Source organism: Escherichia sp. MOD1-EC5990 (genome assembly GCF_002965285.1).
Taxonomy (GTDB): Bacteria; Pseudomonadota; Gammaproteobacteria; order Enterobacterales; family Enterobacteriaceae; genus Escherichia; species Escherichia coli_F.
Genome location: NZ_PTRV01000007.1, coordinates 64,118 through 90,520, shown reverse-complemented (window position 1 = coordinate 90,520; position 26,403 = coordinate 64,118). Strand labels below are relative to the sequence as shown.

Below are 26,403 nucleotides of genomic sequence, written 5' to 3'. Positions count from 1 at the left end.
TGTTCAGAAAGGCACGCCAGGAAAACTAAATATAATCTTAAATTTATAACACAGTGATTTCATTCACTTGTATTTGCGCTTCAACAAATAAAATAGGATGAAATCATTTATATTATGAATACAAATGATTACATCATATATTTAAATAATATTAAGCAACAATAAATTCAACGCGTTTTTTAGATATTAAACCGTGCCCATGCTGGCAGAAATAATCTACAGCACCACAAGCTTTTAACACCTGTAATGGCTGATGGCAGTCAGGACAAAGCGCCTGAATGGTGAAATCTTTGGCACAAGTTGCACAGTGGGCAGTTTCACCGTTGCGTTCGAGAGGGTTATGGCAGGTTGGGCAGTTGAGTTCCATAAATACTCCTCGCCTGTTGTTCAGTTTCCCTCTCCGTTTGGAAAGGGAAACCAGATAAGTGATTACTTACTTTTCTTAATATGCTTCATCAAACGCTTACGCTTGCGCATCTGGGTCGGCGTCAGGGTGTTACGCTTGTTCGCATATGGGTTTTCCCCTTCTTTGAACTGAATACGAATCGGCGTACCCATCACGTCCAGAGACTTGCGGAAGTAATTCATCAAGTAGCGTTTGTACGAATCAGGCAGGTCTTTCACCTGGTTGCCGTGAATCACCACAATCGGCGGATTGTAACCACCGGCGTGGGCATATTTCAGCTTCACACGACGCCCGCGAACCAGTGGCGGCTGGTGATCTTCAACCGCCATGGTCATGATACGCGTCAACATAGATGTCCCCACACGACGAGTGGAACTGTCATACGCTTCACGTACTGACTCAAACAGGTTACCAACGCCGCTGCCGTGTAATGCAGAAATAAAATGCACGCGAGCAAAGTCGATAAAGCCCAGACGGAAGTCCAGCGTCTCTTTTACTTGCTCTTTCACTTCCTGGCTCAGGCCGTCCCACTTGTTCACTACAATGACAAGTGAGCGCCCACTATTGAGAATAAAGCCCAGCAGGGAGAGATCCTGATCGGAAATACCCTCGCGAGCATCAATCACCAACATCACCACGTTGGCATCTTCAATCGCCTGCAATGTTTTGATTACGGAGAATTTCTCTACCGCATCGGTGATTTTGCCGCGTTTACGTACGCCCGCAGTATCGATGAGTACATACTCACGTCCATCGCGTTCCATTGGAATGTAAATACTGTCACGCGTGGTGCCCGGCATGTCGTAAACTACGACGCGTTCTTCGCCAAGGATACGGTTAGTGAGTGTAGACTTACCGACGTTAGGACGACCCACTATCGCCAGTTTGATTGGCAGACTTTGCGGGTCAAAGTCGTCTTCCTCTTCTTCTTCGCCGTTCTCTTCCGCTTCAAATTGCGCCCAGTACTCAGCGTCTTCATCCACTTCTTCTTGTGGTGCGATATCTTCCATCCACGGCAACAGCACGTGCTCCAGCAGACTTAATACGCCACGACCGTGAGACGCGGCGATAGGATAGATTTCACCTAAACCGAGCGAATAGAAATCAACAACGGCCTGATCCGGATCCAGACCATCGGTTTTGTTTGCCACCAGGAAGGTCGGTTTTTCGCGGGAGCGCAGATGTTTAGCAATCGCTTCATCCGCAGGCATCAGGCCCGCGCGCGCATCCACCATAAACAGTACGACGTCCGCTTCTTCAATCGCCAGCAGCGACTGTTCCGCCATGCGGGTTTCTACACCGTCTTCTGTTCCGTCAATCCCGCCGGTATCAATACAGATAAACTCGCGGCCTTCAATTTCCGCACGACCGTACTTACGGTCACGAGTCAGACCCGGGAAATCCGCAACCAGCGCATCTCGGGTGCGAGTTAGACGGTTAAATAACGTGGATTTTCCTACGTTAGGGCGCCCGACAAGCGCGACCACAGGTACCATGTTTAAAGCCTCATTTTTATAAATCATCAGACAACGCACGCTATATTCGTGTCGTTGTTAAAAACAGGAAAACGGCCCCTGTCCAGGAGCCGTTTTCAAAGTGAACGACAGAGACGATTAACGTGTAATAGAGTACACAGTCCCGTCTTTTGCCTGGATCAGCAGTTTGCCGTCAGCGGCAACCGGTTCAGTCTGGAAACCGGAGCTATCAACTTTTTGCTGGGCAACGAAACGACCATCTTCGACGTTGATCCAGTGCAGATAACCTTCACTGTCACCTACCACCAGGTTGCCATTATACAGCACCGGAGAAGTCAACAGACGATGCAGCAGATCGCTTTGTGTCCACAGCGTAACGCCGCCATCAATGGTCAACGCCATCACCCGGTCATTTTGATCGACCAGATAGATGCGGTTGCCGTCGACGATGAAATCATTCACCGAACCCAGTTCGCGCTTCCACATAATCTGACCGCTGCGCAGATCAAGCGCCGTCAGGTTACCATTATAGGCCAGCGCGAAAACAACGCCGTTAACAATGACGGGAGTCGTGTCAACATCGCTCAGGCGGTCAATTTCGGTAGAACCGGTCGCCTGAGAAATACGCTGCTGCCAAATCATCTGGCCCTGTTCCATTAGCACTGCGCTGACGCGACCATTATCGCCACCCACGACGGCCGCACCAAAAGCCGTTGCTGGCGCAGACTCGCCACGCAAAGAGAGTGAAGGCATATCGAGGTTAACTGTCCATTTGACAGCGCCGTCAGCTTCGTTCAGGGCTTGCAACTGACCGTTACTGGTGTGGATTAACACCAGACCGTCGCTGACCACCGGGCGAGAAAGCGCTTCACCCGCGACTTTAGTCTGCCATACCACAGTACCATCACTGGTATTCAGCGCGTAAACCTGCGCCTTTTCGCTACCAATGTAGACATGTCCGCCAGACACGGTCACGCCGCCAGAAAGTAATGCAGGCTCTTTAGAGAACCAGCCATCTTTCTCGGCCAGACTGACAGACCAGATTTCTTTGCCATCATCCGCATTCAGCGCTTTTACTAAGCCAGCGCGGTCTGCTGCATAGACAACGTTGTCCGCCAGTGCCGGATGAAGATTGGAATAGAAGTTGCCAATGCCGCTACCCACGGAAGTGCTCCACGCCGTGGTCGGCGTAAACTGGTTTTCAACGGTCGGCAATGGGGACATCTTTACCACATCTTCTTCGCTGTTAAACAGCGAACAGCCGCTTAAAAGGGTAACGGAAAGCAGTCCTGGCAGCAGTAATTTACGCAATTGCATCGGGTCCCTCTCAGATGGACAAATTATTAATTTTCATCTGCATCATTTCGCTCAGTGCCGGAGTAACATCGCTTTTCACGCCTGCTTCCCATGCACTACGCGCACCTTGCTTATCACCTTTGCTCAGCAATGCTTCGCCACGCAGGTCGGCAACAATGGCAGCCCACCCTTCACCTTTGATGGTATCGAGGGTTTTCAGCGCGGCATCAGCCTGCTTGAGCTGTACCTGAACGCGGGCAAGACGCAGATTTATCACGGCTTTGAGATTTTCATCGCTCGTGTCCGCCAATCCCTGTTGTAACTGGGTGGCAGCTTTCTCTAGTTCATTTTTGTCAACAAATTGCTGCGCAAGTTCCAAAGAAGCCAGCGCACCATAGGTATTTTTATTTTCAGCAGCAAATTTTTCCGCCGCCGGGATGCTATCCGGTTTGCCTTCGCTCACTGCGGTAACCGCATTTTGATAGGCAAGAGAAGCGGAGCGTGTAGAATCAACCTGATGGCTGTTCCAGTAGCGCCAGCCAATCAATGCGCCAACGCCCAAAATCACCCCAACAGCCAGTGCTTTGCCATTTTCAGCAAAAAAGCGTTTAACCGCTTCAACCTGGTCGTTTTCGTTCTCGTAAATTTCCACGCTGTCCTTCTCCTTCCTTAACCCAGTAACGTGCGCAAATGCGCGGCTACGCTATCCTGCGCAACTGCCGTTTGCTCACCAGAGCGCAAATCCTTCACTACTGCTGTGCCGTTAGCCACTTCAGACTCACCCAGCACCACAGCAACGCGGGCGCCCCATTTATCAGCACGGGCAAACTGCTTCTTAAAGTTGCCGCCGCCGTGGTTGGTCATCAGTTTCACGCCCGGTAATTCATCACGCAGACGCTCTGCTAATGCCATAGCCGCAGATTGTGTGTCAGCACCTGAAGCCACCAGATATATATCGACAACAGGATCGGCTTTAAATTCCGGATTAACGGCCTGAACTAACAATACAAGACGTTCGAGGCCCATCGCGAAACCGACTGCCGGTGTTGCACGACCACCCAGTTGTTCCACCAGACCGTCATAACGACCGCCTGCGCACACGGTGCCCTGGGAACCGAGGCTGTTAGTCACCCACTCAAAAACAGTACGGTTATAGTAGTCCAGACCACGCACCAGACGCTGGTTTACGGTGTAAGCGATACCCGCGCTCTCCAGCAGTTTGCACAGACCAGCAAAGTGCTCACGAGATTCCTCGTCAAGATAGTCACCTAATGCTGGGGCGTCGTTGAGAAGGGCCTGCACTTCCGGATTTTTGGAATCCAGCACGCGCAGCGGGTTAGTGTACATGCGGCGTTTGCAGTCTTCGTCCAGCTTTTCTTTATGCTGCTCAAGGAATGCAACCAGCGCATCGCGATAATTGGCGCGTGCTTCCAGCGAACCGATAGAGTTCAGCTCAAGAGTTACGTGTTCAGAGATACCCAGCGCACGCCACCAGCGGGCGGTGAGCATAATCAGTTCAGCGTCGATATCAGGACCTTGTAGACCGAAAACTTCGCAACCCAACTGGTGGAACTGACGATAACGCCCTTTCTGCGGACGCTCGTGACGGAACATCGGCCCGATATACCACAGACGCTGTTCCTGATTGTACAGAAGACCATGCTCGATGCCGGCGCGTACACAGCCCGCCGTCCCTTCAGGGCGCAGAGTCAGGCTGTCGCCATTGCGATCCTCAAAGGTGTACATCTCTTTTTCAACCACGTCGGTGACTTCACCAATCGCACGTTTGAATAGCGGGGTCTGCTCTACAATCGGCAAGCGGATTTCACTGTAACCGTAGCTGCCGAGCACGTTTTTCAGTGTGCCTTCAATGAGCTGCCAGATGGCCGTTTCGCCAGGCAGGTAATCGTTCATGCCGCGAATGGCTTGAATGTTTTTTGCCACGTTTATTCTCTTTCTGAATATAAAAATGAACCCTCAACGCGCCCCTCAATATTTCGGGAGCCATGCGGGTTCAATCATACACGGGAAGCGAGGCGCTTCCCATCACGTTATTATTTTTCAACCTGCTGAACGTCAATTCGACGCGCTTCATCCAGTTGGCTGGCTTTCGCACGAATGCGCGCTTCCAACTGGTCGATCATATCGTTGTTGTCCAGACGGTCTTTGCGCACGCCATCTTCATAGAGGCCGCTTTTCTTGTTGCCGCCGGTGACGCCGAGTGTAGAAACCAGCGCCTCACCTGGTCCATTCACCACGCAGCCGATAATCGAAACGTCCATCGGGGTGATGATATCTTCCAGGCGTTGCTCCAGGGCGTTAACCGTACCGATAACGTCAAACTCCTGACGCGAACAGGTCGGGCAGGCGATGAAGTTGATCCCGCGCGAACGGATACGCAGCGATTTCAAAATATCGAAACCGACTTTGATCTCTTCGACCGGATCGGCCGCCAGCGATACGCGCAGCGTGTCGCCGATGCCTTCAGACAGCAGCAGGCCTAAACCAATGGCAGATTTTACTGCCCCACTACGTGCGCCGCCCGCTTCGGTGATCCCAAGATGCAGCGGTTGATCGATCTGTTTTGCCAGCAGACGATAAGACTCTACAGCGAGGAAGACATCAGACGCTTTGACGCTGACTTTGAACTGTTCGAAGTTCAGACGATCAAGATGATCAACATGGCGCATGGCAGATTCCAGCAATGCCTGCGGCGTCGGTTCGCCATACTTTTCTTGCAGATCTTTTTCCAGCGATCCAGCGTTAACGCCAATACGGATCGGAATGTTTTTATCGCGCGCGCAGTCAACCACCATGCGAATACGCTCTTCATTACCGATATTGCCAGGGTTAATACGCAAACAATCGACCCCGTATTCCGCTACTTTCAGCGCAATGCGATAGTCAAAGTGGATATCAGCCACCAGCGGTACGTTAACCTGCTGTTTGATGAGTTTGAACGCTTCTGCCGCGTCCATCGTCGGTACGGAGACACGGACGATATCAGCGCCAACACGTTCCAGCGCCTTAATTTGATTGACCGTAGCTTCGACGTCTGTCGTACGCGTATTGGTCATGGACTGTACGGCGATGGGGGCACCATCGCCAATCGGCACATTCCCAACGTAAATACGTGTTGATTTTCTACGTTGAATTGGAGCCTGGTTATGCATGAAAAATCTCCCGCGTTACCCGTCTGTTACTGCGCCGCTGATTGTTCGGCATTGAGGGTCAGACGCGCAACCTGGTTAGTTCTGATAAAACGACTCAGATCGACAGGTTTCCCTTGATACTGGATCTGTACTGCGGCTGGCGCACCAATTTTCAGTTTGTACGGAGCCTGGCCGGTTAAGTTCAAATTACCGTCTTTACGCTGCATACCGCTAAACAGTTTTTTACCGGTAGCGTCAGTGACTTCCAGCCAGCAATCGGCAGTAAAGTTCATCACCAACGCATTCGGATCAGCCGCTGGCGTGGTCACGCCAGCCTGATCGGTTGGCAACGGCGCAGCACCATCTGGCGTTGTTGTTGCCGTTGGTGCCGGGGTCGCAGCGGTATCAACATTTGCCTGCGAAGGTGAAACAACTGCATTCTGTTGTGAATCAACAGCTGGTGCTGGCGAAGTTATGGCAGGTGTTTGCGTGTTAGTTGCGGTAGTATCCACAGACGCTGGCGGCGTGGACGTCGTAGTCGGGTCTGTGGTTGTCGACGTATCTAACGGAACACTCTGCCCCTGTTCGTTATTACTGCTCAGTTCCGCAGAAGATTGATCGGCCATAGTAGTGATCTCTTCCTGCTGAGCTTTGTGGTCTTGCCACCACCAGGCACCGCTCAGGCCAATAACCACAAACAACACCAGCCAGGTGAAGGTCATCAGCCAGCCGTCACGTTTTTTGCGGCGTTTACCGAGGGAAAAACTCTGCATCGGCGCAACTTTTGCAGCTCGTAGTGGAGCCTGTTTTTCCAGCCCCGGTAGCAGTTCTTCTTCTGGAATATGTACCAGACGCGCATAAGAGCGGATATATCCGCGCAGGAATGTTGAAGCAAGATCGGCAGGTGCCTTATCTTCTTCAATGTCGCGTACCGTGGAAACCTTCAGGCAAAGTCGCTCAGCAACGGCCTGCTGACTAAGTCCTAGTTGTTCGCGAGCATTACGCAGGCGAGCGCCGGTAGTAAGTGCTTCATTTTGGTCGTGCGTGGCTTCAGTATTCATTCGCTGCAGGTACGTTTAAATGAGAATTGAGATGCCGGTGAACCATCATGCTCACCCACACCGCGAAACATCCGTTAAGTTAACCGTTATCATACAGTATAAGACCGTCTGTGTGCTCGTGACAAAGCCCACATTCACTAAGGCTAACTTACTGTTGCATCGTTACATACTGCCTTAAAGTCAGCAAAAACGCACCGTTAATATTGACCTGACAATTGCAACTTAATACTTCATTCATAAAAGATTACGCCACGGTACATAAAGTAACCGTGGCGTAATGGCTATCAGACCGCTTTAATGTCGATGGCCTCACCCTGCATTCGTTTACGCAGGGTACGTTTAGTACGGTCGATAACATCGCCCGCCAACTGACCACAGGCAGCATCGATATCATCACCACGAGTTTTACGCACAATAGTGGTGAAACCGTAGCTCATCAGCACTTTTGAGAAACGGTCGATACGACTGTTTGAGCTGCGTCCATACGGCGCGCCAGGGAACGGGTTCCACGGGATCAGGTTGATCTTACACGGCGTATCTTTCAGCAGCTCCGCCAGTTGGTGCGCGTGTTCAGTGCCGTCGTTAACGTGATCAAGCATCACGTATTCAATAGTGACTCGGCCCTGATTGGCGTTAGATTTCTCCAGATAGCGGCGCACCGCAGCAAGAAACGTTTCGATATTGTACTTTTTGTTGATCGGCACAATTTCGTCACGAATTTCGTCGTTCGGCGCATGCAGGGAAATTGCCAGCGCTACGTCGATCATATCGCCTAGTTTATCCAGCGCCGGAACAACGCCTGATGTAGAGAGCGTAACGCGACGTTTAGACAGACCAAAACCGAAATCATCGAGCATGATTTCCATCGCCGGAACGACGTTGTTCAGGTTGAGCAGCGGCTCGCCCATACCCATCATCACTACGTTAGTGATTGGGCGCTGACCGGTGACTTTTGCTGCGCCAACGATTTTCGCTGCACGCCACACCTGGCCGATAATTTCCGACACCCGCAGATTGCGGTTAAAGCCCTGCTGGGCGGTGGAACAGAATTTACACTCCAGCGCACACCCCACCTGCGAGGAAACGCAAAGCGTGGCACGGTCGTCTTCCGGGATATACACCGTTTCGACGCGCTGATCGCCAACGGCAATCGCCCATTTAATGGTGCCGTCAGATGAACGCTGTTCTTCAACCACTTCCGGTGCGCGGATTTCCGCCACCTCTTTTAGCTTGCCGCGCAACACTTTGTTGATGTCGGTCATCTCATCAAAGTTGTCGCAGCAATAGTGATACATCCACTTCATCACCTGATCGGCGCGGAAGGGTTTTTCACCTAAATCTTTAAAAAACTCCCGCATCTGCTGACGGTTGAGATCCAGCAGGTTGATTTTTCCATCTTTCGTGGTGACGTTTTCAGGTGTGACTAATTGTTCAGACATATGCTATTCCGGCCTCGTTATTACACGTTATGGCCCCTGGAGGGTTGAAAAAAGAAACGCCCCGGTGAGCGGCTGCTCGTCCGGGGGCGCTGCATTGTACAAATTCTGGCGCACGGATGCCACGTTTGCACGCGGCATTTACGAAATTATTAACGGGTGCGCGGGCACACTTCGCCTTCGCCGAAGAAATAAGCGATTTCGCGAGCGGCAGATTCGACGGAATCAGAACCGTGGGTACCATTTTCGGTCAGGCTGTCAGCGTAATCAGCACGCAGAGTACCGGCCAGTGCGTTTGCCGGATTGGTCGCGCCCAGCAGATCGCGGTGACGCTGAACGGCGTTTTCACCTTCCAGCACGGAAACCACGATCGGACCAGAGGTCATGAATTCAACCAGACCATCAAAGAACGGTTTTCCATCGTGTTCAGCATAAAAGCCACGAGCCTGTTCAACGGTCAGGTGCAGCATTTTGGTGCCGACAATTTTGAACCCTGCAGCTTCAAAGCGCGCAAAGATATTACCAATGACGTTTTTTGCTACCGCGTTCGGTTTGATGATGGAAAAAGTACGTTCAATAGCCATTTTTACCTCTGTAAATTGTTCTGTTGTTGTCTGTACCAGCGTACGAGATGGCGCGGATTATAATGAGCAACAGGGCCGTTGACTATTGATGAAGGTAACATTTTTTTAAAATAAAACGAGTTTAAGCAACAAATATGAGCAAAACAGACTACTGCATGACAAATCTCACTGTCGCCACCTGCCCCATTTCGTCCATTACCAGCAATTGATAATCGCCTTTCTCTGTCAAATGCAGAGTCACGTTACGCCCGCGTTCAGCTAACGGTTCACCATTAAGAAACCACCAGCGTTCGCCTGTTCCTCCGCTTAATTGTACTGGTAATGACGCATCAGTAGCTCCTGGCAGACGTTTGATAATTACGCCATTACGCACACCAATCAACTGTAAAGGTACCTGAGCATCACGACCATACGGCGAGCAATTTGTTGATGCCCCAGGTAAGCGCGCTGCTCGTCGTTCAGCAGCAGGTAGCCAGGGTTCCAGCGGTAACGGCCAGACATTAATCATTTCTTGTCGAGCCTGAGGACAATCAGCAGCAACACGTTTACCTTGCTCATCAAGCCAGATGGGGAAACGAATCCCACTTATTCCTTCTTGCTCCGGTAAAAGTAATGTTGGTGGCTGGCTATCTTCGAGCAGCCAGGTGGCAAGACGACGGCGGCAATTGCTATCGCCTTCTGGCAATGATTGCCCACCCGGCCAGCAGATAACGCCACGGCTTACAGAATCAGGACGCGGGTCTTCCGGCAGATTCGCACTGCGCGACAGTAAGATATTATTGACCTGATTCAACAGCGGTACGGCGCTGGCAAAGCCAAACTGACCGACAACGGGCGTACCGTCCGGTCTGCCAGTCCAGATCCCAATTACGTAACGAGCGTTAACGCCAATAGCCCATGCATCGCGATAGCCATAACTGGTTCCTGTTTTCCACGCCAGTGGTACGACGCGTGGCAAAGCGCCATCCGGAAGCGGCTGCGCTTCATCTGCCATAATACGGCGGATAATCCACGCGGCCCCCGGCGACATTAACGGTCGCTCAAGTAATGGGTCCCCCGGCTGTAAGCGCAACTTACCCGCCTTACCGTGGCGAGCAAATGCGGTATACGCTGCAGCCATATCCTCCAGTTTTGCACCTGCGCCGCCGAGAATGAGCGAAAGATTCGGTGCAGCACCGTTGGGCAAATATAACGGCAATCCAACATTGCGTAACTTTGCCGCAAACCGTTTCGGTCCATAGGCTTCCAGCACCTGCACAGCAGGTAAATTCAGAGAGCGCACCAGCGCCTCGCTCATGCTGATCGGGCCATGAAAACCGCTGTCAAAGTTGCCTGGTCGATAATCACCAGTGCGCCGGGGAACGTCTTGCAACAGCGATGCAGGGTGGATCAAGCCTTCATCCAGCGCCAGACCATAAACAAACGGTTTGAGTACCGATCCCGGCGATCGGATCGCATTGACCATATCGACATGCCCAAAGCGGGAATCATCATTAAGATCAACAGATCCTACCCAACCGCGCACACTCATATCAGTATGATCAACAACGATCATTGCCAACGAACTGCGCGGTGGCAATCGTCCTTTCCAGTTTTGCGCCAGTTCTTCCAGACGACGCTGTAAACCAGCATCCAGCGTAGTAACGATTTTGTCGCTTTTGCTTTTACCGAGCATCATGCGCGAAAACAGCGGTGCCAGTTGCGGCATTTGTCTGGGTGCCAACCAGATGGGCTCTTCACTAGATTCTTTTACCTGCTCACGGGACCACACACCTTGCGCAGCCATCCGATTGAGCACTTTATTACGTGCGGCCTCGGCACGTTCCGGCCAGCGATCCGGACGCAGTCGGCTGGGCGCTTGTGGTAACACCGCCAGCATTGCCGCCTCGGAATAGCTTAAATTCGCAGGCGATTTTCCGAGATATGCCCAACTTGCCGCACCGATCCCCTGCAACGTACCACCAAACGGAGCGCGATTAAGATACAAGGTCAGAATGTCACGTTTAGACAAGTGCCATTCCAGTTGAAACGCGCGCCAGAGCTGGCGAATTTTGCCGCCAAAAGTTTTGGGGTGAGGATCAAGCAGACGAGCAACCTGCATGGTGAGTGTGCTGCCGCCGGAAATAATCCGTCCCGAAGTGAGATCTTGCCATGCTGCGCGCGCCACCGAGAATGGATTCACCCCCGGATGCTTCCAGAACCAGCGATCTTCATAATTGATCAGTGCTTCAAGGTAACGCGGAGAGACATCTTCGATGGTTACCGGATAGCGCCAGATGCCCTCAGCATCGGCGAAACGCCAGAGTGGCGTACCATCCTGCGCCACGACTACGCGTGCGGGATTGACTTCATGCAATGGCAGGGGCCAGAGTTTATCTGCTCCCCACGCGGCAAAAAAAAGGAGAAAAGGCGCAGCTGCCAGCGCTATCCAGCAGCCGCGTTTGGTTAACAGGCGAGGCATTTACGGTCTGACAATCAGCAGATCTTCAGCCGCGCCAGTCGCCCGCCAGTGGGGAACATACATCGATTCCACCATTGGTTGCGGAACATTGTATGTTCCCGGCGTTACCGCCCGCGCCAGATACACCAGCGTGACTGGTTGATATTCATCAACGGCAACCGCCGCCACAAAGCGATCGTCACGGAACTCAATGTGCTTAATGTTCGCTTGTTGCATTTGACTGAGTAGGTTTTGCACTTCGCTACCACTTTGCTCCAGGCTGGCGCTGCCGTTAGCCAGGTTCTGGTTTTCCAGTTCCAGGCCAGCAGGCAGTAAATCAACGACCAAAGCATCCGGCACGCTGTTACTGGCTTTGACCTGCAACCAGACCAGTACCAGATCGCCGCTACGTAACGAATCCAGCGATTTGCTCTTACCGTCAGTGCCAAGAATATGGCGCTCGATTTGCAGCACATTGCTCGCCGGTAAAGGGGCGGATTGCGGATAACCGCTGGCATCCACACGCAGCCATAACGGCTGATCGCCACTGTTGGTCACCTGTAAGGTGGCAAGTTGATCGCTATTCAGATTGCTGGTTTGCGCTTTCTCACCTGTCAGCAGCTCAGCAGAGAAAGACGTTTGCGCCTGCCATTTGCCCGGTAAATCCTGAATCGTACGGGCAGCCAGGAACAGCGCGTTGCTTTCCTGAGTTGATAACCAGCGTTCACCGAACGCCTGCTGCGAAAGTGTGTTCAGCAGAGGGTACTGCTCATTGGGTAGCAATTTGTTCTCTTCCAGCAAGGAGAGCATCAATGCGTTGTCGCGCAGTGGACTACCGTAATCACTCAGCCATATCCGCTCATCACTATTGCGCGGCGTTTTCAGTGCCAGCACAATCGCTTCTTCACCACGCGTTGCATCGCCCATGGTTTTCAGCGCAACGCCAAGTTGCAGCAGCGGTAATCCAGACGCAGCATCGGCACGATGCTCCCAGATTTCACGCAGCGCACCCAGCGGTGCCTTTTGCTGACGGGCCAGCACCAGCGCAGCGTAAGACTGTACGGCGAATTTACTGGCTTTGAGATTATCCGCATACGGAATCGACATCATGCCCGGATCTTGTAAATAGCGCAGTAGACGCTCATTCCCCCGGTTAATGGCTTCTGTCGGCACGCTGTAACCCTGCTCACCTGCGCGGACCAGGAAATCCATCACGTAAGCCGTCAGCCAGTACTCTTCGTCACCGTTTTTATCCCACAGGGCAAAGCCACCGTTATCACGTTGCATTTGCAGTAAACGAGAAATGCCGATATCGACTGCCGCACGGCGCTTCTCATCACTGTCGCCTTTGATTCCCAACGCCTGCAGTTGGGCTGCGTTGGTGTAAAGTGACGGGAACAGGCCGCTGGCGGTTTGCTCCAGACAACCGTACGGATACGCTTTTAACTCTTTGATATAACGTGCAATATTCAACGGTGCTTTGCCGCTCAACAACAATTGCCCTTCCAGCGTAACAGGCGAGAAGTTTTGCAATCCATCAGCTGGAATCGCCCATGTCTCACCAGGCTGCAACGCCGTACCGTAATTGACGGTTTGTGCCGGAAATGCCGGACGGACACCCATTTTCCACTGCTTATGCTGATCGGCAACGGTTTCGCCCGGTAACGCTAACCCGCTAATAGTGGCCTGAATTTCACCATCACCATAACCCGGCAATGCTCGCACCGGGATAAACAGCGTGGTTCGCACGCCCGGCGCTAATTCAACGGCTGCGGGTGAATCGCTAACCAGTTCAAGCAAGCCACTGGCGGTCAGAGCAACGTTCAGTTTTTGCGGTTTATCGGTAAGATTAGTGATATCCAGCGTCAGACGTGAGGTGTCACCGCTGGCCATAAAGCGCGGCATATTCAGTTCTGCTATCACCGGTGCGGCAACAACCACTTTGCTTTCGTTGCTACCGAAATCATCTGCCGTCCATGCTTGTGCCATGACGCGCAATTCACCGTTAAAATCACCAATCGGCAATGTAACCGTGCCTTCGCCCTGTTCGTTGAGTGTTACCGGTAGCGCCTGTTGCGCAACAATATTGACGTGATTTACTGGCGGTTTACCACCGCGTTTCAGTTCATCACCATCGCCACCAAAACGCAGAGCTGCCAGACGCCCCTGACCTTCAATGACCTGACCGTAAATATCGTAAATATCTGCGCCATAGCGTTTCTGACCAAAGAATGCCTGCCACGGATCTGGCGTGACATAATCAGTAATATTCAACACACCGCTATCAACCGCAGACACCAGCACATTCACCTGTTTTGGCATCTCACCATTTTTATTGCTGGCTTTAATTTTCACGGTTAATGGCTGATTGGGGCGTATTTTCGCTGGAGTTTCCAGCGCCAGATCGAGACGACGGTTTTCATCGCCAAGCGGCAAATGCAACACGCCAACTGCGCGTTTTGGCGTCGCGGAGCGAGATTTATCGCCAGGACGTACCACCAGCGTACTTAAATAAAGATCATGACGATTCCAGGTTTTATCGACCGGAATCGTCAGATCCAGCCCTTGTGCCGGAACATCAATCTCCTGCCACCACAGCGGCCCTTCACTGGACTCGACCATCGCATAGCCTTTACCCGCCGTTGGCGCGGCAATGTGCAACTTAATGGTATCACCAGGGCGATAACTGGCTTTATCCAGTTTCAGCGTGACACGGTCTGGTCGCACAGCACCGCTACCGTCGCTATTGTCCTGCCAGCTATAGCCAGCCCAGAAACGCACACTACTGACCGCTTCATTCGGCGCTTTGACTTCCAGACGATAAGCGCCCCACTCTACCGGGAAACTGACTTTACCGGTTTCATCAGCCTGAAGATCCAGTGTTTGTTCATTTTCGATCAGATCTTTTTGATCAAACTGTGACTGCCAGCCTTCATCTTCTGACCAGTTCCAGTAGTAATCGCGGCGTTCGCGAATCAGGCGCACTTGTAAGCCAGACACAGCTTTTTTGACGCCCTGTGCATCGCTATAAACGATGTCAAAAGCGGCGTTACTGCCTTCATCAACAATGGGCTGTTTTACCGTACTGTCAGTGCGATAATCGTAAACCGATTTCGAGGCGAATTGCGGACGGATCCCCGGCAATGCATCGGCAGGCCAGATAGCCTGCTCAGCACGGCGCGTCACCGGGCGACCGCCAGACTCCAGCAAACTGCCCTGGAAAATAACCTGTAATGGGGAATGCGTTTCCTTCCACTGGCTTTCTGTAGAAACTTCGCCGCGCCCTTTATCATCCAGCGTCAACTGAACTTCATCCAGCGTGCGCGAAAGGTTTTCAGCAGCTATATCGCCGAATTCGAAACCAGGTAAGGCTGACACAGCTTCACGCAGTGGGCGCAGGAAAAGTTGCCCTTGCAAAGTATTACCATTAGCAGGCGCCCCGTACAGGTAGTAACCCACCACGGAGAATTTCACTTCATCTTTCGGCGTTAGCGGGGTTTTCTCACCGGTCAGATTCAGCGCCATGCGCTCTGGCATAAAATCTTCGACGTGGAAATCCCACATCCGATACTGGTTATCGCCCGTGTTGGCTCGGATATGCCACATGCCGGTGGCCGCATTACTATTGAGTGGCCACGTAAAGTGATAGAGGCCATTCTCCGGCTGACTAACGACGCTCCTGAGTACCTGCCCGTCGGGTTTAATTACGTCCAGCTTGATGGGTTGATCGGGCAACGCTTTACCGTCTGCATCACGCAATAAACCATTAAGGATGACTGTTTCACCCGGGCGATAAAGATCGCGCGGGCCAAACATGAAAAACTGTTTGTTATAGCCTGGCGCGCCAGCAATGTTAAATTCTGCTAAGTCCAGCGCCGGAAGTTTTAAATCGAGTAGCGTTGTCTGACCGTCTTTACGCGCCAACAGTAATGCCGCGTTTTTATCATTTTCCAGCTGCACATGCCCCTGGGCATCACTGGTTGCCTGAGTCAGAGTCTGCCCTTTCTCATTTAATAATGAGACTTCAACTCCTTGCTGGGCCGCGCCGTTTTCCAGGCTTTGGGTAAAGATATCCAGACGATTGTGATAACGGTGGGCCGATACGCCGATATCACTTAATGTAAACAGCGTCGCGGGATTACTGTAATCGTAACGTCCAGCCTGATTCATCACAGCCAGATACACACCCGCCTGCTGAAGCGGTTTGATATCACCCAGCGGCAGCAATAATTTTTCACGGGTGTTACGCGCAGGATTGAGATCAAAACGTCCGGTATAAACCAGATCCGCCATTTGCAGCAGTTTGTCTGACTGCCAGTTCGCCAGCGAATTTCGGTATTCCCATTGGCTAATAAATGCTGGCAGAGATTCTGGCTTAACACGGAAGAAGTTAACATCGACATTGTTAACATTGAGCGCCATTACCGGCAGTCCTTCAATAACTTTTCCAGGCAGCAGCGAACCACGGCTGGCAAAACCGACGCTGGGCTGGATATCGCGGGTAGTTATAGTTTTTTCGTAATCTTTACTGAAGGTTGCGTTGTTGAGTGCCTTGACCTCCTTGCCAATAGTAACGATCAAATCACGTTTCGGCTCGAGGTGGCGTAAACGCAGCTCTTTAAGATTATCTGACAGCTCCCAGGCCCCATCCACTTTGCCGCTTTTTTTATCAACGACGTGAATAACGCGCGAGAAATCCTGATCCGGGTCGAGAGGGATAGAGAAGGTCAGCACCAGCGTGGCTGCGCCATCGAGTTGGACTTCAGAGAGATCCAGCAATGTCAGCGCCTTACCGGCACTCTGTTGTGCCAGTTTTTGTCGCTCCGGTGCAGAGAGTTTTGCTGAACTCGCGTTTTCTGAAGATGCCGCTTTAGTAACTTCAGAAGGTGCATCTTTTTTCACCGCTGTTGGCGCGTTATCGTTGTTGTCGCACCCTGCCAGCGCCAGCATTAGCATGCAGGCGGCTACGCGTAACTTTTTCATTTTTCATCCCTGCCACAATGGCCCGTTAGCAACGTCTAATAATTATTATGCGTGAGAATTTACGTTATGTAATTCAGTATCGCGCCCATGGAATCCGAATTTTAGTGAGAATTGTGGCTCAGACAGCCAAATCAGCCTCTTTTGCTTGTCGCTTTTCACTAAACATCCGACAATTTAGCCTAACCCGGCAAAAATGGAGATGCCTATGTCCACGACATGGTTTGTAGGAGCCGACTGGCTCGCCGAACATATTGATGACCCGGAAATTCAGATTATCGATGCCCGCATGGCACCGCCTGGACAGGAAGATCGTAACGTTGCCCAGGAGTATCTGAATGGACATATTCCCGGCGCAGTGTTTTTCGATATCGAAGCGCTTTCTGATCACAATTCCCCGCTTCCGCACATGCTGCCGCGCCCGGAAACGTTCGCCGTTGCAATGCGTGAGTTAGGCGTTAACCAGGATAAGCACCTGATTGTCTATGACGAAGGTAATCTTTTCTCAGCCCCACGTGCATGGTGGATGCTGCGCACCTTTGGTGTAGAGAAAGTGTCGATTCTGGGTGGTGGACTTGCAGGTTGGCAGCGTGATGATCTGCTATTAGAAGAAGGTGCAGTAGCGCTGCCAGAAGGTGAGTTTAACGCTGCGTTTAATCCTGAGGCTGTGGTGAAAGTAACCGATGTGTTATTGGCAAGCCATGAAAATACGGCGCAAATTATTGATGCCCGCCCGGCTGCACGTTTTAATGCAGAAGTTGATGAACCTCGCCCAGGTTTACGTCGCGGGCACATTCCCGGCGCGTTGAACGTTCCGTGGACAGAACTAGTACGAGAAGGCGAACTAAAAACGACCGATGAACTGGATGCGATATTTTTTGGTCGCGGTGTCAGCTACGACAAACCAATTATCGTCAGTTGCGGTTCTGGTGTAACGGCAGCCGTGGTTTTGTTAGCACTCGCGACGCTGGATGTGCCAAACGTGAAACTGTACGACGGCGCATGGAGTGAATGGGGCGCACGGGCCGATTTACCGGTTGAGCCCGTAAAATAAGCTTTTTACAGGCAATAAAAAACCGCCGAATTTGGCGGTTTTTTATTGCTGGTCTGGTTCGCGGCCTTTCCAGCAGGTTGACTTGTGTTGCCGGAGCAACGCAGGCACCCCACAGTATTGAAATACTGTCTTTTATGCCTGGCTAAGTCAAGATAATAAATAGAGTAATTATTCAAATATGAGAGTATTATTCGTGACGGCCCTTTTCGCCGTCTCGCAAACGGGCGCTGGCTTTAGGAAAGGATGTTCCATGACCGTAAATGCAGGCACCCCACAGCGCTTGCTATCGCGGCAATATCGCCAGTGGTGCTGTCGTGATGCGGTCTTCGCATGGACCGCACAATGAAGATACGGTACTTCTGTATCGTACTTATTGTTTCTGGTGCGCTGTTTTCCGAAGTAAATAATAACCGGAGTCCCTCCGGCAACAATTTACTGATGGTTAACAACCTTCAGAACAGCAAGTAAGCCCGAATGCCGCCCTTTGGGGCGGCATATTTTAAATTATTCGATTCTGTTTAAAATCACGCAGGAATCCACCCCAGCGACGTTCATAGAATGGCGCAATATGTTCGGTAATAAAGTGGCTAATTCCTTTTTCCCCTTTTTTCACCTGGCAAATATCTATTGGTTCATCACCAGGTAATGTATCGGTCGCTACACTTCCCGCCGCCTGAATAATTTCTTCGATATCGCCATCGGCTTCAATACCAATAAGTAAATTAGGCTGTGCCTCTTCGTTCTCTTTAATTGAACAAATAAAAGCACGCTTCACCGGCTTAATGGTTTTAAATAAGGTGGTGAGTGAATCAATCATTTGCGCTGGCGGCTCTGCGACTTCCGATAATATCAGCGATTCACCGCCTTCCAGTACTTCCTGACTACTCAGCGGATTTCCTTCTTCACCAATCAACAAACTGATTTCACGCGGCATAAACTCTTTACCGGTTGGCAATTTGGCATTAAGGAAGAGCGTTTCGCCAAGGGTCATCTCAAACAGTGTGCGAACGGGCATTACGACAAACGCCTGTTCGTCTTCAACCGCCTGTTTCAGTGCTTCTAACGAGGTGAAAAAAGGAATGACGCTGGTACCGTCTTCTTTTTCCCAGTGCTGTAAATCAAGCGCGCTATCTTCAGCCACTGCCTCGCCCTGCGCCGCCGTACCTGGTACCCAGACAGTGGATTCCAGTAGAGTACGGAAAAAGGCCGGGCGGTGCGCCGGTTCGGTTGCTGCTTTTTCCAGCAGGTCTTCAAGTTCGTTTTTTGTTTCGGACATAAGAACCACAATTCATTCAATGTTCGGGGCACAAGTGCCTGATGCGCTACGCTTATCAGGCCAACAAGGGAATCGCAATTTTTTGAATTCACAATACTTTGTAGGTCGGATAAGGCGTTTACGCCGCATCCGGCATATTAGTTTACGCCGTTAACAGATTAGCAATCGTGCGCACACCCAGCCCGGTCGCACCCGCAGACCACTGTTCAACTGGTGCTTTACGGTAAGTCGCCGAACAGTCGATATGCAGCCAACCTTGTTTATAGTTCTCAACAAAGTGCGACAGGAAGCCCGCCGCCGTACTTGCACCCGCCGGATACGCCGCGCTTCCGGTATTGTTCAGTTCCGCAAAGTTAGATGGCAGCTGGCTACGGTGGAACTCCGCCAGCGGCAGACGCCAGAACGGTTCGTTCTCCTGGGCGGCACTCTCCAGTAGGCGACTGGCCAACGCATCGTCAAAACTGAACAGCGCGTGATAATCATTACCCAGCGCGGTTTTCGCCGCACCGGTGAGTGTCGCGGCATCGATAATCAGTTCCGGTTTCTGCGCACTGGCGTCAATCAGGCCATCTGCCAGAACCAGACGCCCTTCCGCATCGGTGTTCATGACTTCGACTTTTTTACCGTTGCGATAGGTAATGATATCGCCCAGTTTGAACGCGTTGCCGCTAATCAGGTTATCCGCACAGCAGAGGAACAGCTTCACGCGCTTGTTCAGACCGCGCGTAATGGCAAATGCCAGCGCCCCGGTAACCGTTGCCGCACCGCCCATGTCAGACTTCATTGAGTCCATAAACGCGGTCTGTTTGATGCTGTAGCCGCCGGAATCAAAGGTGATGCCTTTACCTACCAGGCACGCGTACACCGGCGCTTCTTTATCGCCAGTTGGGTTGTAATCCAGCGCCAGCAATACCGGGGAACGTTCTGAACCACGCCCGACAGTGTGCAGCCCCATATAACCTTGATCACGAAGATCTTCACCTTTGGTGATCCGGTAAGTCACACGATCGCCTGCGACGTTGCTGATCAGATCAACAGCACGCTGTGCCAGTTGCGATGGCCCCAGTTCTTCTGCTGGTGCGTTGATGGTGTCACGCACCCAGTCGATGATCATCAGGCGGTTATCCAGTTCCTGGCGCTGGGCATCGTCCAGATCCGGCCACTCCACTTTACGCGTGCCTTTCGGGGCTTTGTAACCTTGCCAGAATGCCCAGCAACGATCCGCATCCCAGCCTTCACCGCTTAGCTGAACATGCTTGATGCCCAGACCGTCAATCTTGCGCGCCGCACGCTGGATCAGCCCCAGATCGTCTGCCCCGTTCAAATGCAGGGTAATACCATCATTATTAATGCTGTAAGTCGCTTTTTCTCCCCAGCGCGCGTCGGCAGGTTGGGTCGAGAGGGTAATCTTCATCGCTTCTGTCATTTTAGTTATCCTTATTTGTAAAAGGGCCGCCAGTTGGCAGCCCCAGGATTTTTCCGCTAAATGATTCGCGTTGCAGGAAGGCGGCAAGTGAGTGAAGCCCCAGGAGCATAGATAACTATGTGACTGGGGTGAACGAGCGCAGCCAACGCATCTGCGGCGTGAAGCATGACGCGGAAATCACTCGGCTTCGTCCAGCCAGACTAATAAAATCGCTTCGAGGATTTTCTCGTTGGACGCCTGCGGGTCGTCGTCGAAATCTTCCAGATCGCAAATCCACTGATGCATATCGGTGAATCGAACCGTTTTCGGATCAAGATCGGGATATGCATCGTACAGTGCTTCGCCAATTTCGCGGCTATCGGTCCACTTAAGTCCCATACTAACCTCTGTTAATGCTCACGCGCATGGTTGATAGTGTAACGCGGAATTTCGACCACTAAATCTTCGTCGGTAACGCGCGCCTGGCAGCTTAAACGGCTTTCCGGCTCCAGCCCCCAGGCTTTGTCCAGCATGTCGTCTTCCTGCTCTGAGCTTTCCGGCAGCGAATCAAAACCTTCACGAACGATGCAGTGGCAGGTGGTGCAAGCACAGGATTTTTCACAGGCGTGTTCAATCTCGATGCCGTTACGCAGCGCAACGTCGAGAATGGTTTCACCGCTATTCGCTTCCAGAACAGCGCCATCAGGACAGAGATCCTGATGAGGCAAAATAACAATCTTTGGCATATTAAACCTCGTCCACGGAATGGCCCTTCAGCGCACGACGAACCGACTGGTCCATGCGGCGAGCGGCGAAATCCTGGGTTTGTTTGTCTACGTTTTTAATCGCTTGTTCGATGGCGTCAACATCATCGCCCTGCGCCACTTCACTCAGGTGAGCGGCAGCATCGTCAATGACCTGACGTTCTGCGGCGCTTAACAGCGCGGCATCAGCAGCCAGCGCGCCGTGCAAACTTTCCAGCACACGCGCCGCTTCTACTTTTTGTTCAGCCAGCATACGGGCTTTTACGTCCTGCTCGGCATAGCTCATTGAGTCTTTGATCATCGAGGCGATTTCACTGTCGGTCAGACCATAAGACGGTTTAACCTGAATAGACGCCTCAACGCCGGTGGATTTCTCCATCGCCGTCACGCTCAAAAGACCATCAGCATCGACCTGAAACGTTACGCGAATATGCGCGCCGCCAGCCGGTAGCGCCGGAATACCACGCAGCGCAAAACGCGCCAGCGAGCGGCAGTCCTGCACCAGCTCACGCTCACCCTGCATTACATGGATAGACATCGCCGTCTGACCATCTTTAAAGGTGGTGAAATCCTGGGCGCGGGCCACCGGAATTGTGGTGTTACGCGGGATCACTTTCTCCACCAGGCCGCCCATGGTTTCCAGGCCCAGCGACAGCGGGATCACATCAAGCAACAGCATTTCGCTGTCCGGCTTGTTACCCACCAGAATATCCGCCTGAATCGCCGCGCCAATAGCGACGACTTTATCCGGGTCGATGGAAGTCAGCGGTGGACGACCGAAAAATTCACCCACCCGTTCACGCACCAGCGGCACACGAGTAGAACCACCAACCATCACCACTTCCAGTACGTCGTCAGCCTCAACGCCCGCGTCTTTCAGCGCACGACGACAAGCCAGTAAGGTTCGTTTTACCAGTGGCGCGATCAGTTCGTTGAATTGTTCACGGCTGATTTCACCCTGCCAGCACGCAACATTCACGGTCACAGAGTCCGCATCGCTCAGCGCGATTTTGGCCGCAATGGCGGCATCCAGCAGTTCACGCTGAACGCGGTTATCGCTACGGTCAGGAATGCCCGCCTGTTCGCGAATATAATCCGCCAGCAGATGGTCGAAATCATCGCCGCCGAGCGCGGAATCACCGCCGGTTGCCAGCACTTCAAACACGCCGCGACTTAAGCGCAGAATGGAAATATCAAACGTCCCGCCACCGAGGTCATAAACGGCGATCACGCCTTCCTGACCGGAATCCAGCCCGTAGGCGATAGCCGCAGCGGTCGGTTCGTTAAGCAAGCGCAGAACATGTAGCCCCGCCAGACGCGCCGCGTCTTTGGTGCCCTGACGCTGGGCATCGTCAAAGTACGCCGGAACGGTGATAACGACACCATCCAGCTCGCCTGCCAGGGCTTCAGTTGCCCGCGCCGCCAGTGCTTTGAGGATGTCCGCAGAAACGCGCACCGGGTTCAGCAGCCCCGCCGCCGTTTCAATCATCGGCAGGCCGTTTTCGCTGGCCTGGAATTGATAAGGCAGATGCGGATAGCGTTGCTGGATATCAGCCAGCGAGCGCCCCATCAGGCGTTTAACAGAACTAATGGTGTTGGCGGTGTCAAGCGCTGCGTTAGTACGCGCGTCATAACCCACCGAATGCCCTTGCTGTTGATAATGAACAACAGAGGGCAGCAGGTGACGGCCTTCATGGTCGGCTAACGTTTCGGCCTGACCGCTGCGCACTGTCGCCACCAGCGAGTTGGTTGTGCCCAGGTCAATACCGGCCGCCAGACGACGCTGATGCGGCGCAGCACTCAAACCAGGTTCACTAATTTGTAATAAGGCCATGTTTAGCTTCCAGAAATTAAAAATCGAGCAGTTTTTCTTCGAGTTGTTCGGCACTGCTTCGCAGTTTATCGAGAAAACGCAGCTTACGCACGGTATCCGCCGCCGCGTCCCACGTCTCGTTGTCTAACTGTTCAACCATCAACTGATGGCGGGTATCAAACATCTTTTTCACACGTTTGATAAAGCTTTCCAGCCGTGCTTCATCTTTCGCCTGTTCGATCTCGTCCAGTTCTTCGCGAAGCTCCAGCTGTTCCATCAGGAACGCGGTGTCGCGCACAGTATGCTGCTCGCTGGCGAGATCAAAACCGTGCAAAGAAAGTAAATATTCCGCGCGCATTAACGGATGACGCAGCGTTTGCCAGGCCTGGTTAATGGTTGCAGATTGCTGTACGGCGGCGAGTTGTTCCGCCTGGCTTCCGCTGGCGAATTTATCAGGATGATACTGACGTTGTAGATCCTGAAAACGCAGGCTCAGTGCCTGGGTATCGAGTTGATAACGGGCAGGCAAGCCAAAGAGGGTGAAGTAATCCATAACATTCTCAGGGCTGCGATCCGCCGCAATAACGACGAATCAGGTAAAACAAACCCCACGCGCAGCTGACCACGGTGGGGTTATCGGTATGCGCATCAAACGTGAAAGCTTTCGCCGCAACCACACTCATCTTTGACGTTCGGGTTGGTAAATTTAAACCCTTCGTTCAGGCCTTCTTTTACGAAATCCAGTTGCGTACCGTCCAGAAATTGCAGGCTTTTGCCATCGACCACGACTTTCACGCCTTTGTCTTCAAACACGATGTCTTCCGGCGTCGGTTCGTCAACAAATTCCAGTACATAAGCCATACCTGAACATCCGGAGGTTCTCACACCCAGACGCAGGCCAAACCCTTTGCCGCGGTTAGCCAGAAAGGTATTTACTCGCGCTGCTGCACTGTCGCTCAGTGTAATCGACATAACCAAACCTCAACTCTTATTTTGCTTCACGTTTGCTTTTATAGTCCGCAATGGCGGCTTTGATCGCGTCTTCTGCCAGAATAGAACAGTGAATTTTCACCGGCGGCAGTTCAAGTTCTTCAGCAATATCGGTGTTTTTGATCGCCTGTGCTTCGTCGAGAGACTTCCCTTTCACCCATTCGGTGACCAGGGAGCTGGAAGCGATAGCGGAACCGCAGCCGTAAGTTTTAAAACGCGCGTCTTCAATGATACCTTCATCATTGACTTTAATCTGCAACTTCATCACGTCGCCACAGGCCGGTGCACCCACCATGCCGCTGCCGACGTTCTCGTCGTTGTTGTCAAAGGAACCCACGTTACGCGGATTCTCGTAATGGTCGATAACTTTTTCACTGTAAGCCATTATAAATTCTCCTGATTCCGATACCGATTAATGATGAGCCCATTCGATGCTGTTCAGATCCACGCCCTGCTTGTACATTTCCCACAGCGGAGAAAGGTCACGCAGACGACCGATGGATTTACGAACTAACTCGATGGTGTAGTCGATCTCTTCTTCAGTAGTAAAACGACCTAAAGAGAAACGGATAGAGCTATGTGCCAGCTCGTCGTTCAGCCCCAGCGCGCGCAGCACGTAGGACGGTTCGAGGCTTGCTGACGTACAGGCGGAACCGGAAGAAACCGCGAGGTCTTTCAGTGCCATAATCAGCGACTCACCTTCAACGTAATTGAAGCTGACGTTGAGAATGTTCGGCGCACCGTGTTCCAGGTCACCGTTCAGGTAAACTTCTTCGATATCTTTGATGCCGTTCCACAGACGGTTACGCAGGCCGCGCAAACGTTCCATCTCGGTCGCCATCTCTTCTTTTGCGATGCGATAGGCTTCGCCCATCCCGACGATCTGGTGAACAGGCAGAGTACCGGAACGCATACCGCGCTCGTGACCGCCGCCGTGCATTTGTGCTTCGATACGTACACGCGGTTTACGACGCACATACAGCGCACCGATACCTTTCGGGCCGTAGATTTTGTGACCGGAGAAAGACATCAGGTCAACTTTCAACTGGCTCAGGTCGATAGGCAGTTTGCCCACGCTCTGGGTTGCATCAACGTGATAGATAATGCCACGAGCACGGCACATTTCGCCGATAGCCGCGATATCCTGCACCACGCCGATTTCGTTATTTACGTGCATGATGGAAACAAGGATGGTGTCATCACGCATCGCTGCTTCGAGTTCTTTCAGGTCGATAATACCGTTACGCTGCGGTGCCAGGTAAGTGACTTCAAAACCTTCGCGCTCCAGCTGACGGCAGGTATCCAGTACCGCTTTGTGTTCGGTTTTGCTGGTGATGATGTGCTTGCCTTTTTTCTGATAAAAGTTAGCAGCACCTTTGATCGCCAGGTTGTCAGATTCGGTAGCACCAGAGGTAAAGACAATTTCACGCGGATCAGCGCCAACCAGATCGGCAATCTGATTACGAGCGATATCTACCGCTTCTTCAGCCTGCCAGCCGAAACGGTGAGAACGGGAGGCCGGGTTACCAAAGGTTCCGTCCATCGTCATAAACTGCATCATTTTCTCGGCAACACGCGGGTCCACCGGCGTGGTTGCGGAGTAGTCGAGATAAATCGGTAATTTCATTGCTCTATAAACTCCGTACATCACTCAATGCAAGGAACCAGGCTACCGGCTGGATGTACGACCGTGTTTACGGAGCGCGAGACGCCCCGGCCTGATTCTGAATACTTTTTATCTTTTATGCGCGTAACTTAACGTCGATCGCGTCTTGTGTGCGGGTGCGTGGCGCGTCGTGAGTATGCTGACGACCAGATACATCCAGCACTTCCTGGTTATTAACCAGTTCGCCTAAAGTAATGTTGTTGAGAAAACCGGTAAGGCGGTCGCTCAAATCACGCCACAGCGCGTGGGTCAGGCATTTATCGCCCCCCTGGCAGCCGCCTTTACCCTGACAACGGGTGGCATCTACAGATTCGTCAACGGCGCTAATCACTTCGCCAACGGCGATGCTGCTGGCATCTTTGCCTAACAGATAACCACCGCCTGGTCCGCGTACGCTGGAAACCAGACCATTTTTACGCAGACGGGAAAACAGTTGTTCCAGATAAGAAAGGGAAATTCCCTGACGTTCGGAAATATCAGCCAACGGTACCGGGCCCGCTTCAGAGTTGAGCGCAACGTCAAGCATTGCGGTCACGGCATAGCGCCCTTTAGATGTCAGTCTCATGTCTTACTTCACCTCAAACTCGCCCCTGCCCGGGGTTTTT

General features: G+C 52.2%; 23 protein-coding genes. 2 read left to right on the top strand and 21 right to left on the bottom strand.

All coding sequences use genetic code 11. The features are described 5' to 3' along the window. Nucleotides 1-151: 151 nt before the first annotated feature. The 11 genes from BEB42_RS10515 to yfhM all read right to left on the bottom strand — a co-directional run bounded on the left by BEB42_RS10515 (nucleotide 152) and on the right by yfhM (nucleotide 16,833). The gene (locus BEB42_RS10515; protein ID WP_000422357.1) at nucleotides 152-367 is read right to left on the bottom strand and encodes a zinc ribbon domain-containing protein; all 216 of its coding nucleotides are present in this window, start codon (nucleotides 365-367) and stop codon (nucleotides 152-154) included. 62 nt (nucleotides 368-429) lie between these two features. Further along, the gene (gene der, locus BEB42_RS10510) at nucleotides 430-1,902 is read right to left on the bottom strand and encodes a ribosome biogenesis GTPase Der (protein WP_001353036.1); all 1,473 of its coding nucleotides are present in this window, start codon (nucleotides 1,900-1,902) and stop codon (nucleotides 430-432) included. Between the two features lie 117 nt (nucleotides 1,903-2,019). Continuing rightward, entirely contained in the window at nucleotides 2,020-3,198 is a 1,179-nt protein-coding gene (gene bamB, locus BEB42_RS10505; protein ID WP_105267360.1) for an outer membrane protein assembly factor BamB, read from the bottom strand. A 10-nt stretch (nucleotides 3,199-3,208) separates the two neighbouring features. Beyond that, complete coding sequence (yfgM, locus tag BEB42_RS10500; protein WP_000409211.1) at nucleotides 3,209-3,829, bottom strand: ancillary SecYEG translocon subunit YfgM; 621 nt, start codon at nucleotides 3,827-3,829, stop codon at nucleotides 3,209-3,211. Between the two features lie 17 nt (nucleotides 3,830-3,846). Then, nucleotides 3,847-5,121: a histidine--tRNA ligase gene (gene hisS, locus BEB42_RS10495; RefSeq protein ID WP_105267359.1), complete on the bottom strand. Its 1,275-nt coding sequence runs from the start codon at nucleotides 5,119-5,121 to the stop codon at nucleotides 3,847-3,849. 110 nt (nucleotides 5,122-5,231) lie between these two features. Then, a complete protein-coding gene (gene ispG / locus BEB42_RS10490) occupies nucleotides 5,232-6,350 on the bottom strand; it encodes a flavodoxin-dependent (E)-4-hydroxy-3-methylbut-2-enyl-diphosphate synthase (RefSeq protein WP_000551813.1) in 1,119 nt (372 codons plus the stop codon). 26 nt (nucleotides 6,351-6,376) lie between these two features. Next, nucleotides 6,377-7,390 carry a cytoskeleton protein RodZ gene (gene rodZ, locus BEB42_RS10485; protein ID WP_001090840.1) on the bottom strand — a complete coding sequence of 338 codons (1,014 nt, stop codon included), beginning with the start codon at nucleotides 7,388-7,390 and terminating at the stop codon, nucleotides 6,377-6,379. A gap of 284 nt (nucleotides 7,391-7,674) precedes the next feature. Then, nucleotides 7,675-8,829, bottom strand: coding sequence for a bifunctional tRNA (adenosine(37)-C2)-methyltransferase TrmG/ribosomal RNA large subunit methyltransferase RlmN (locus BEB42_RS10475; RefSeq protein ID WP_000003317.1), 1,155 nt, complete (start codon nucleotides 8,827-8,829; stop codon nucleotides 7,675-7,677). Nucleotides 8,830-8,978: 149 nt separating this feature from the next. Further along, the gene (gene ndk, locus BEB42_RS10470; protein WP_000963837.1) at nucleotides 8,979-9,410 is read right to left on the bottom strand and encodes a nucleoside-diphosphate kinase; all 432 of its coding nucleotides are present in this window, start codon (nucleotides 9,408-9,410) and stop codon (nucleotides 8,979-8,981) included. A 148-nt stretch (nucleotides 9,411-9,558) separates the two neighbouring features. After that, nucleotides 9,559-11,871 carry a peptidoglycan glycosyltransferase PbpC gene (gene pbpC / locus BEB42_RS10465; protein WP_001137628.1) on the bottom strand — a complete coding sequence of 771 codons (2,313 nt, stop codon included), beginning with the start codon at nucleotides 11,869-11,871 and terminating at the stop codon, nucleotides 9,559-9,561. Next, nucleotides 11,872-16,833: an alpha2-macroglobulin gene (yfhM, locus tag BEB42_RS10460; RefSeq protein ID WP_105267358.1), complete on the bottom strand. Its 4,962-nt coding sequence runs from the start codon at nucleotides 16,831-16,833 to the stop codon at nucleotides 11,872-11,874. It lies immediately after the preceding gene. 205 nt (nucleotides 16,834-17,038) lie between these two features. Here yfhM and sseA point away from each other — a divergent pair, with 205 nt between their 5' ends. Then, nucleotides 17,039-17,884 (top strand): 3-mercaptopyruvate sulfurtransferase, encoded by an 846-nt coding sequence (gene sseA, locus BEB42_RS10455; RefSeq protein ID WP_074500906.1) that lies wholly within the window; start codon nucleotides 17,039-17,041, stop codon nucleotides 17,882-17,884. 342 nt (nucleotides 17,885-18,226) lie between these two features. Beyond that, nucleotides 18,227-18,352 carry a small toxic inner membrane protein TimP gene (gene timP / locus BEB42_RS27015; RefSeq protein ID WP_243204021.1) on the top strand — a complete coding sequence of 42 codons (126 nt, stop codon included), beginning with the start codon at nucleotides 18,227-18,229 and terminating at the stop codon, nucleotides 18,350-18,352. A 31-nt stretch (nucleotides 18,353-18,383) separates the two neighbouring features. Here the strand turns inward: timP and sseB are convergent, their stop codons facing one another. From sseB to iscR, 10 genes are all read right to left on the bottom strand, one after another. Beyond that, on the bottom strand, nucleotides 18,384-19,160 hold the full coding sequence (gene sseB, locus BEB42_RS10450; RefSeq protein ID WP_001353034.1) for an enhanced serine sensitivity protein SseB: 777 nt from the start codon (nucleotides 19,158-19,160) through the stop codon (nucleotides 18,384-18,386). 142 nt (nucleotides 19,161-19,302) lie between these two features. Beyond that, nucleotides 19,303-20,586 carry an aminopeptidase PepB gene (gene pepB, locus BEB42_RS10445; protein ID WP_000133573.1) on the bottom strand — a complete coding sequence of 428 codons (1,284 nt, stop codon included), beginning with the start codon at nucleotides 20,584-20,586 and terminating at the stop codon, nucleotides 19,303-19,305. A gap of 177 nt (nucleotides 20,587-20,763) precedes the next feature. Next, nucleotides 20,764-20,964, bottom strand: a complete 201-nt coding sequence (gene iscX / locus BEB42_RS10440; protein ID WP_000523616.1) for a Fe-S cluster assembly protein IscX — start codon at nucleotides 20,962-20,964, stop codon at nucleotides 20,764-20,766. Nucleotides 20,965-20,975: 11 nt separating this feature from the next. After that, nucleotides 20,976-21,311 carry an ISC system 2Fe-2S type ferredoxin gene (gene fdx, locus BEB42_RS10435; protein ID WP_001124471.1) on the bottom strand — a complete coding sequence of 112 codons (336 nt, stop codon included), beginning with the start codon at nucleotides 21,309-21,311 and terminating at the stop codon, nucleotides 20,976-20,978. A gap of 1 nt (nucleotide 21,312) precedes the next feature. Continuing rightward, the gene (hscA, locus tag BEB42_RS10430; protein WP_001196603.1) at nucleotides 21,313-23,163 is read right to left on the bottom strand and encodes a Fe-S protein assembly chaperone HscA; all 1,851 of its coding nucleotides are present in this window, start codon (nucleotides 23,161-23,163) and stop codon (nucleotides 21,313-21,315) included. 16 nt (nucleotides 23,164-23,179) lie between these two features. After that, complete coding sequence (hscB, locus tag BEB42_RS10425; protein WP_000384413.1) at nucleotides 23,180-23,695, bottom strand: co-chaperone HscB; 516 nt, start codon at nucleotides 23,693-23,695, stop codon at nucleotides 23,180-23,182. Between the two features lie 95 nt (nucleotides 23,696-23,790). After that, the gene (iscA, locus tag BEB42_RS10420; protein WP_000028953.1) at nucleotides 23,791-24,114 is read right to left on the bottom strand and encodes an iron-sulfur cluster assembly protein IscA; all 324 of its coding nucleotides are present in this window, start codon (nucleotides 24,112-24,114) and stop codon (nucleotides 23,791-23,793) included. Nucleotides 24,115-24,130: 16 nt separating this feature from the next. Continuing rightward, the gene (gene iscU, locus BEB42_RS10415; RefSeq protein WP_000331707.1) at nucleotides 24,131-24,517 is read right to left on the bottom strand and encodes a Fe-S cluster assembly scaffold IscU; all 387 of its coding nucleotides are present in this window, start codon (nucleotides 24,515-24,517) and stop codon (nucleotides 24,131-24,133) included. 27 nt (nucleotides 24,518-24,544) lie between these two features. Further along, nucleotides 24,545-25,759 carry a cysteine desulfurase gene (gene iscS / locus BEB42_RS10410; protein WP_001295373.1) on the bottom strand — a complete coding sequence of 405 codons (1,215 nt, stop codon included), beginning with the start codon at nucleotides 25,757-25,759 and terminating at the stop codon, nucleotides 24,545-24,547. Between the two features lie 115 nt (nucleotides 25,760-25,874). Continuing rightward, nucleotides 25,875-26,363: a Fe-S cluster assembly transcriptional regulator IscR gene (gene iscR / locus BEB42_RS10405; RefSeq protein WP_001241357.1), complete on the bottom strand. Its 489-nt coding sequence runs from the start codon at nucleotides 26,361-26,363 to the stop codon at nucleotides 25,875-25,877. Nucleotides 26,364-26,403 lie beyond the last annotated feature (40 nt).

Excerpts from the sequence above, each read along its gene's own strand:
- BEB42_RS10515 (WP_000422357.1), bottom strand. The coding sequence starts at position 367 with ATGGAACTCAACTGCCCAACCTGCCATAACCCTCTCGAACGCAACGGT.
- der (WP_001353036.1), bottom strand. The coding sequence starts at position 1,902 with ATGGTACCTGTGGTCGCGCTTGTCGGGCGCCCTAACGTAGGAAAATCC.
- bamB (WP_105267360.1), bottom strand. The coding sequence starts at position 3,198 with ATGCAATTGCGTAAATTACTGCTGCCAGGACTGCTTTCCGTTACCCTT.
- ispG (WP_000551813.1), bottom strand. The coding sequence starts at position 6,350 with ATGCATAACCAGGCTCCAATTCAACGTAGAAAATCAACACGTATTTAC.
- rodZ (WP_001090840.1), bottom strand. The coding sequence starts at position 7,390 with ATGAATACTGAAGCCACGCACGACCAAAATGAAGCACTTACTACCGGC.
- BEB42_RS10475 (WP_000003317.1), bottom strand. The coding sequence starts at position 8,829 with ATGTCTGAACAATTAGTCACACCTGAAAACGTCACCACGAAAGATGGA.
- ndk (WP_000963837.1), bottom strand. The coding sequence starts at position 9,410 with ATGGCTATTGAACGTACTTTTTCCATCATCAAACCGAACGCGGTAGCA.
- pbpC (WP_001137628.1), bottom strand. The coding sequence starts at position 11,871 with ATGCCTCGCCTGTTAACCAAACGCGGCTGCTGGATAGCGCTGGCAGCT.
- yfhM (WP_105267358.1), bottom strand. The coding sequence starts at position 16,833 with ATGAAAAAGTTACGCGTAGCCGCCTGCATGCTAATGCTGGCGCTGGCA.
- sseA (WP_074500906.1), top strand. The coding sequence starts at position 17,039 with ATGTCCACGACATGGTTTGTAGGAGCCGACTGGCTCGCCGAACATATT.
- timP (WP_243204021.1), top strand. The coding sequence starts at position 18,227 with ATGAAGATACGGTACTTCTGTATCGTACTTATTGTTTCTGGTGCGCTG.
- sseB (WP_001353034.1), bottom strand. The coding sequence starts at position 19,160 with ATGTCCGAAACAAAAAACGAACTTGAAGACCTGCTGGAAAAAGCAGCA.
- pepB (WP_000133573.1), bottom strand. The coding sequence starts at position 20,586 with ATGACAGAAGCGATGAAGATTACCCTCTCGACCCAACCTGCCGACGCG.
- iscX (WP_000523616.1), bottom strand. The coding sequence starts at position 20,964 with ATGGGACTTAAGTGGACCGATAGCCGCGAAATTGGCGAAGCACTGTAC.
- fdx (WP_001124471.1), bottom strand. The coding sequence starts at position 21,311 with ATGCCAAAGATTGTTATTTTGCCTCATCAGGATCTCTGTCCTGATGGC.
- hscA (WP_001196603.1), bottom strand. The coding sequence starts at position 23,163 with ATGGCCTTATTACAAATTAGTGAACCTGGTTTGAGTGCTGCGCCGCAT.
- hscB (WP_000384413.1), bottom strand. The coding sequence starts at position 23,695 with ATGGATTACTTCACCCTCTTTGGCTTGCCTGCCCGTTATCAACTCGAT.
- iscA (WP_000028953.1), bottom strand. The coding sequence starts at position 24,114 with ATGTCGATTACACTGAGCGACAGTGCAGCAGCGCGAGTAAATACCTTT.
- iscU (WP_000331707.1), bottom strand. The coding sequence starts at position 24,517 with ATGGCTTACAGTGAAAAAGTTATCGACCATTACGAGAATCCGCGTAAC.
- iscS (WP_001295373.1), bottom strand. The coding sequence starts at position 25,759 with ATGAAATTACCGATTTATCTCGACTACTCCGCAACCACGCCGGTGGAC.
- iscR (WP_001241357.1), bottom strand. The coding sequence starts at position 26,363 with ATGAGACTGACATCTAAAGGGCGCTATGCCGTGACCGCAATGCTTGAC.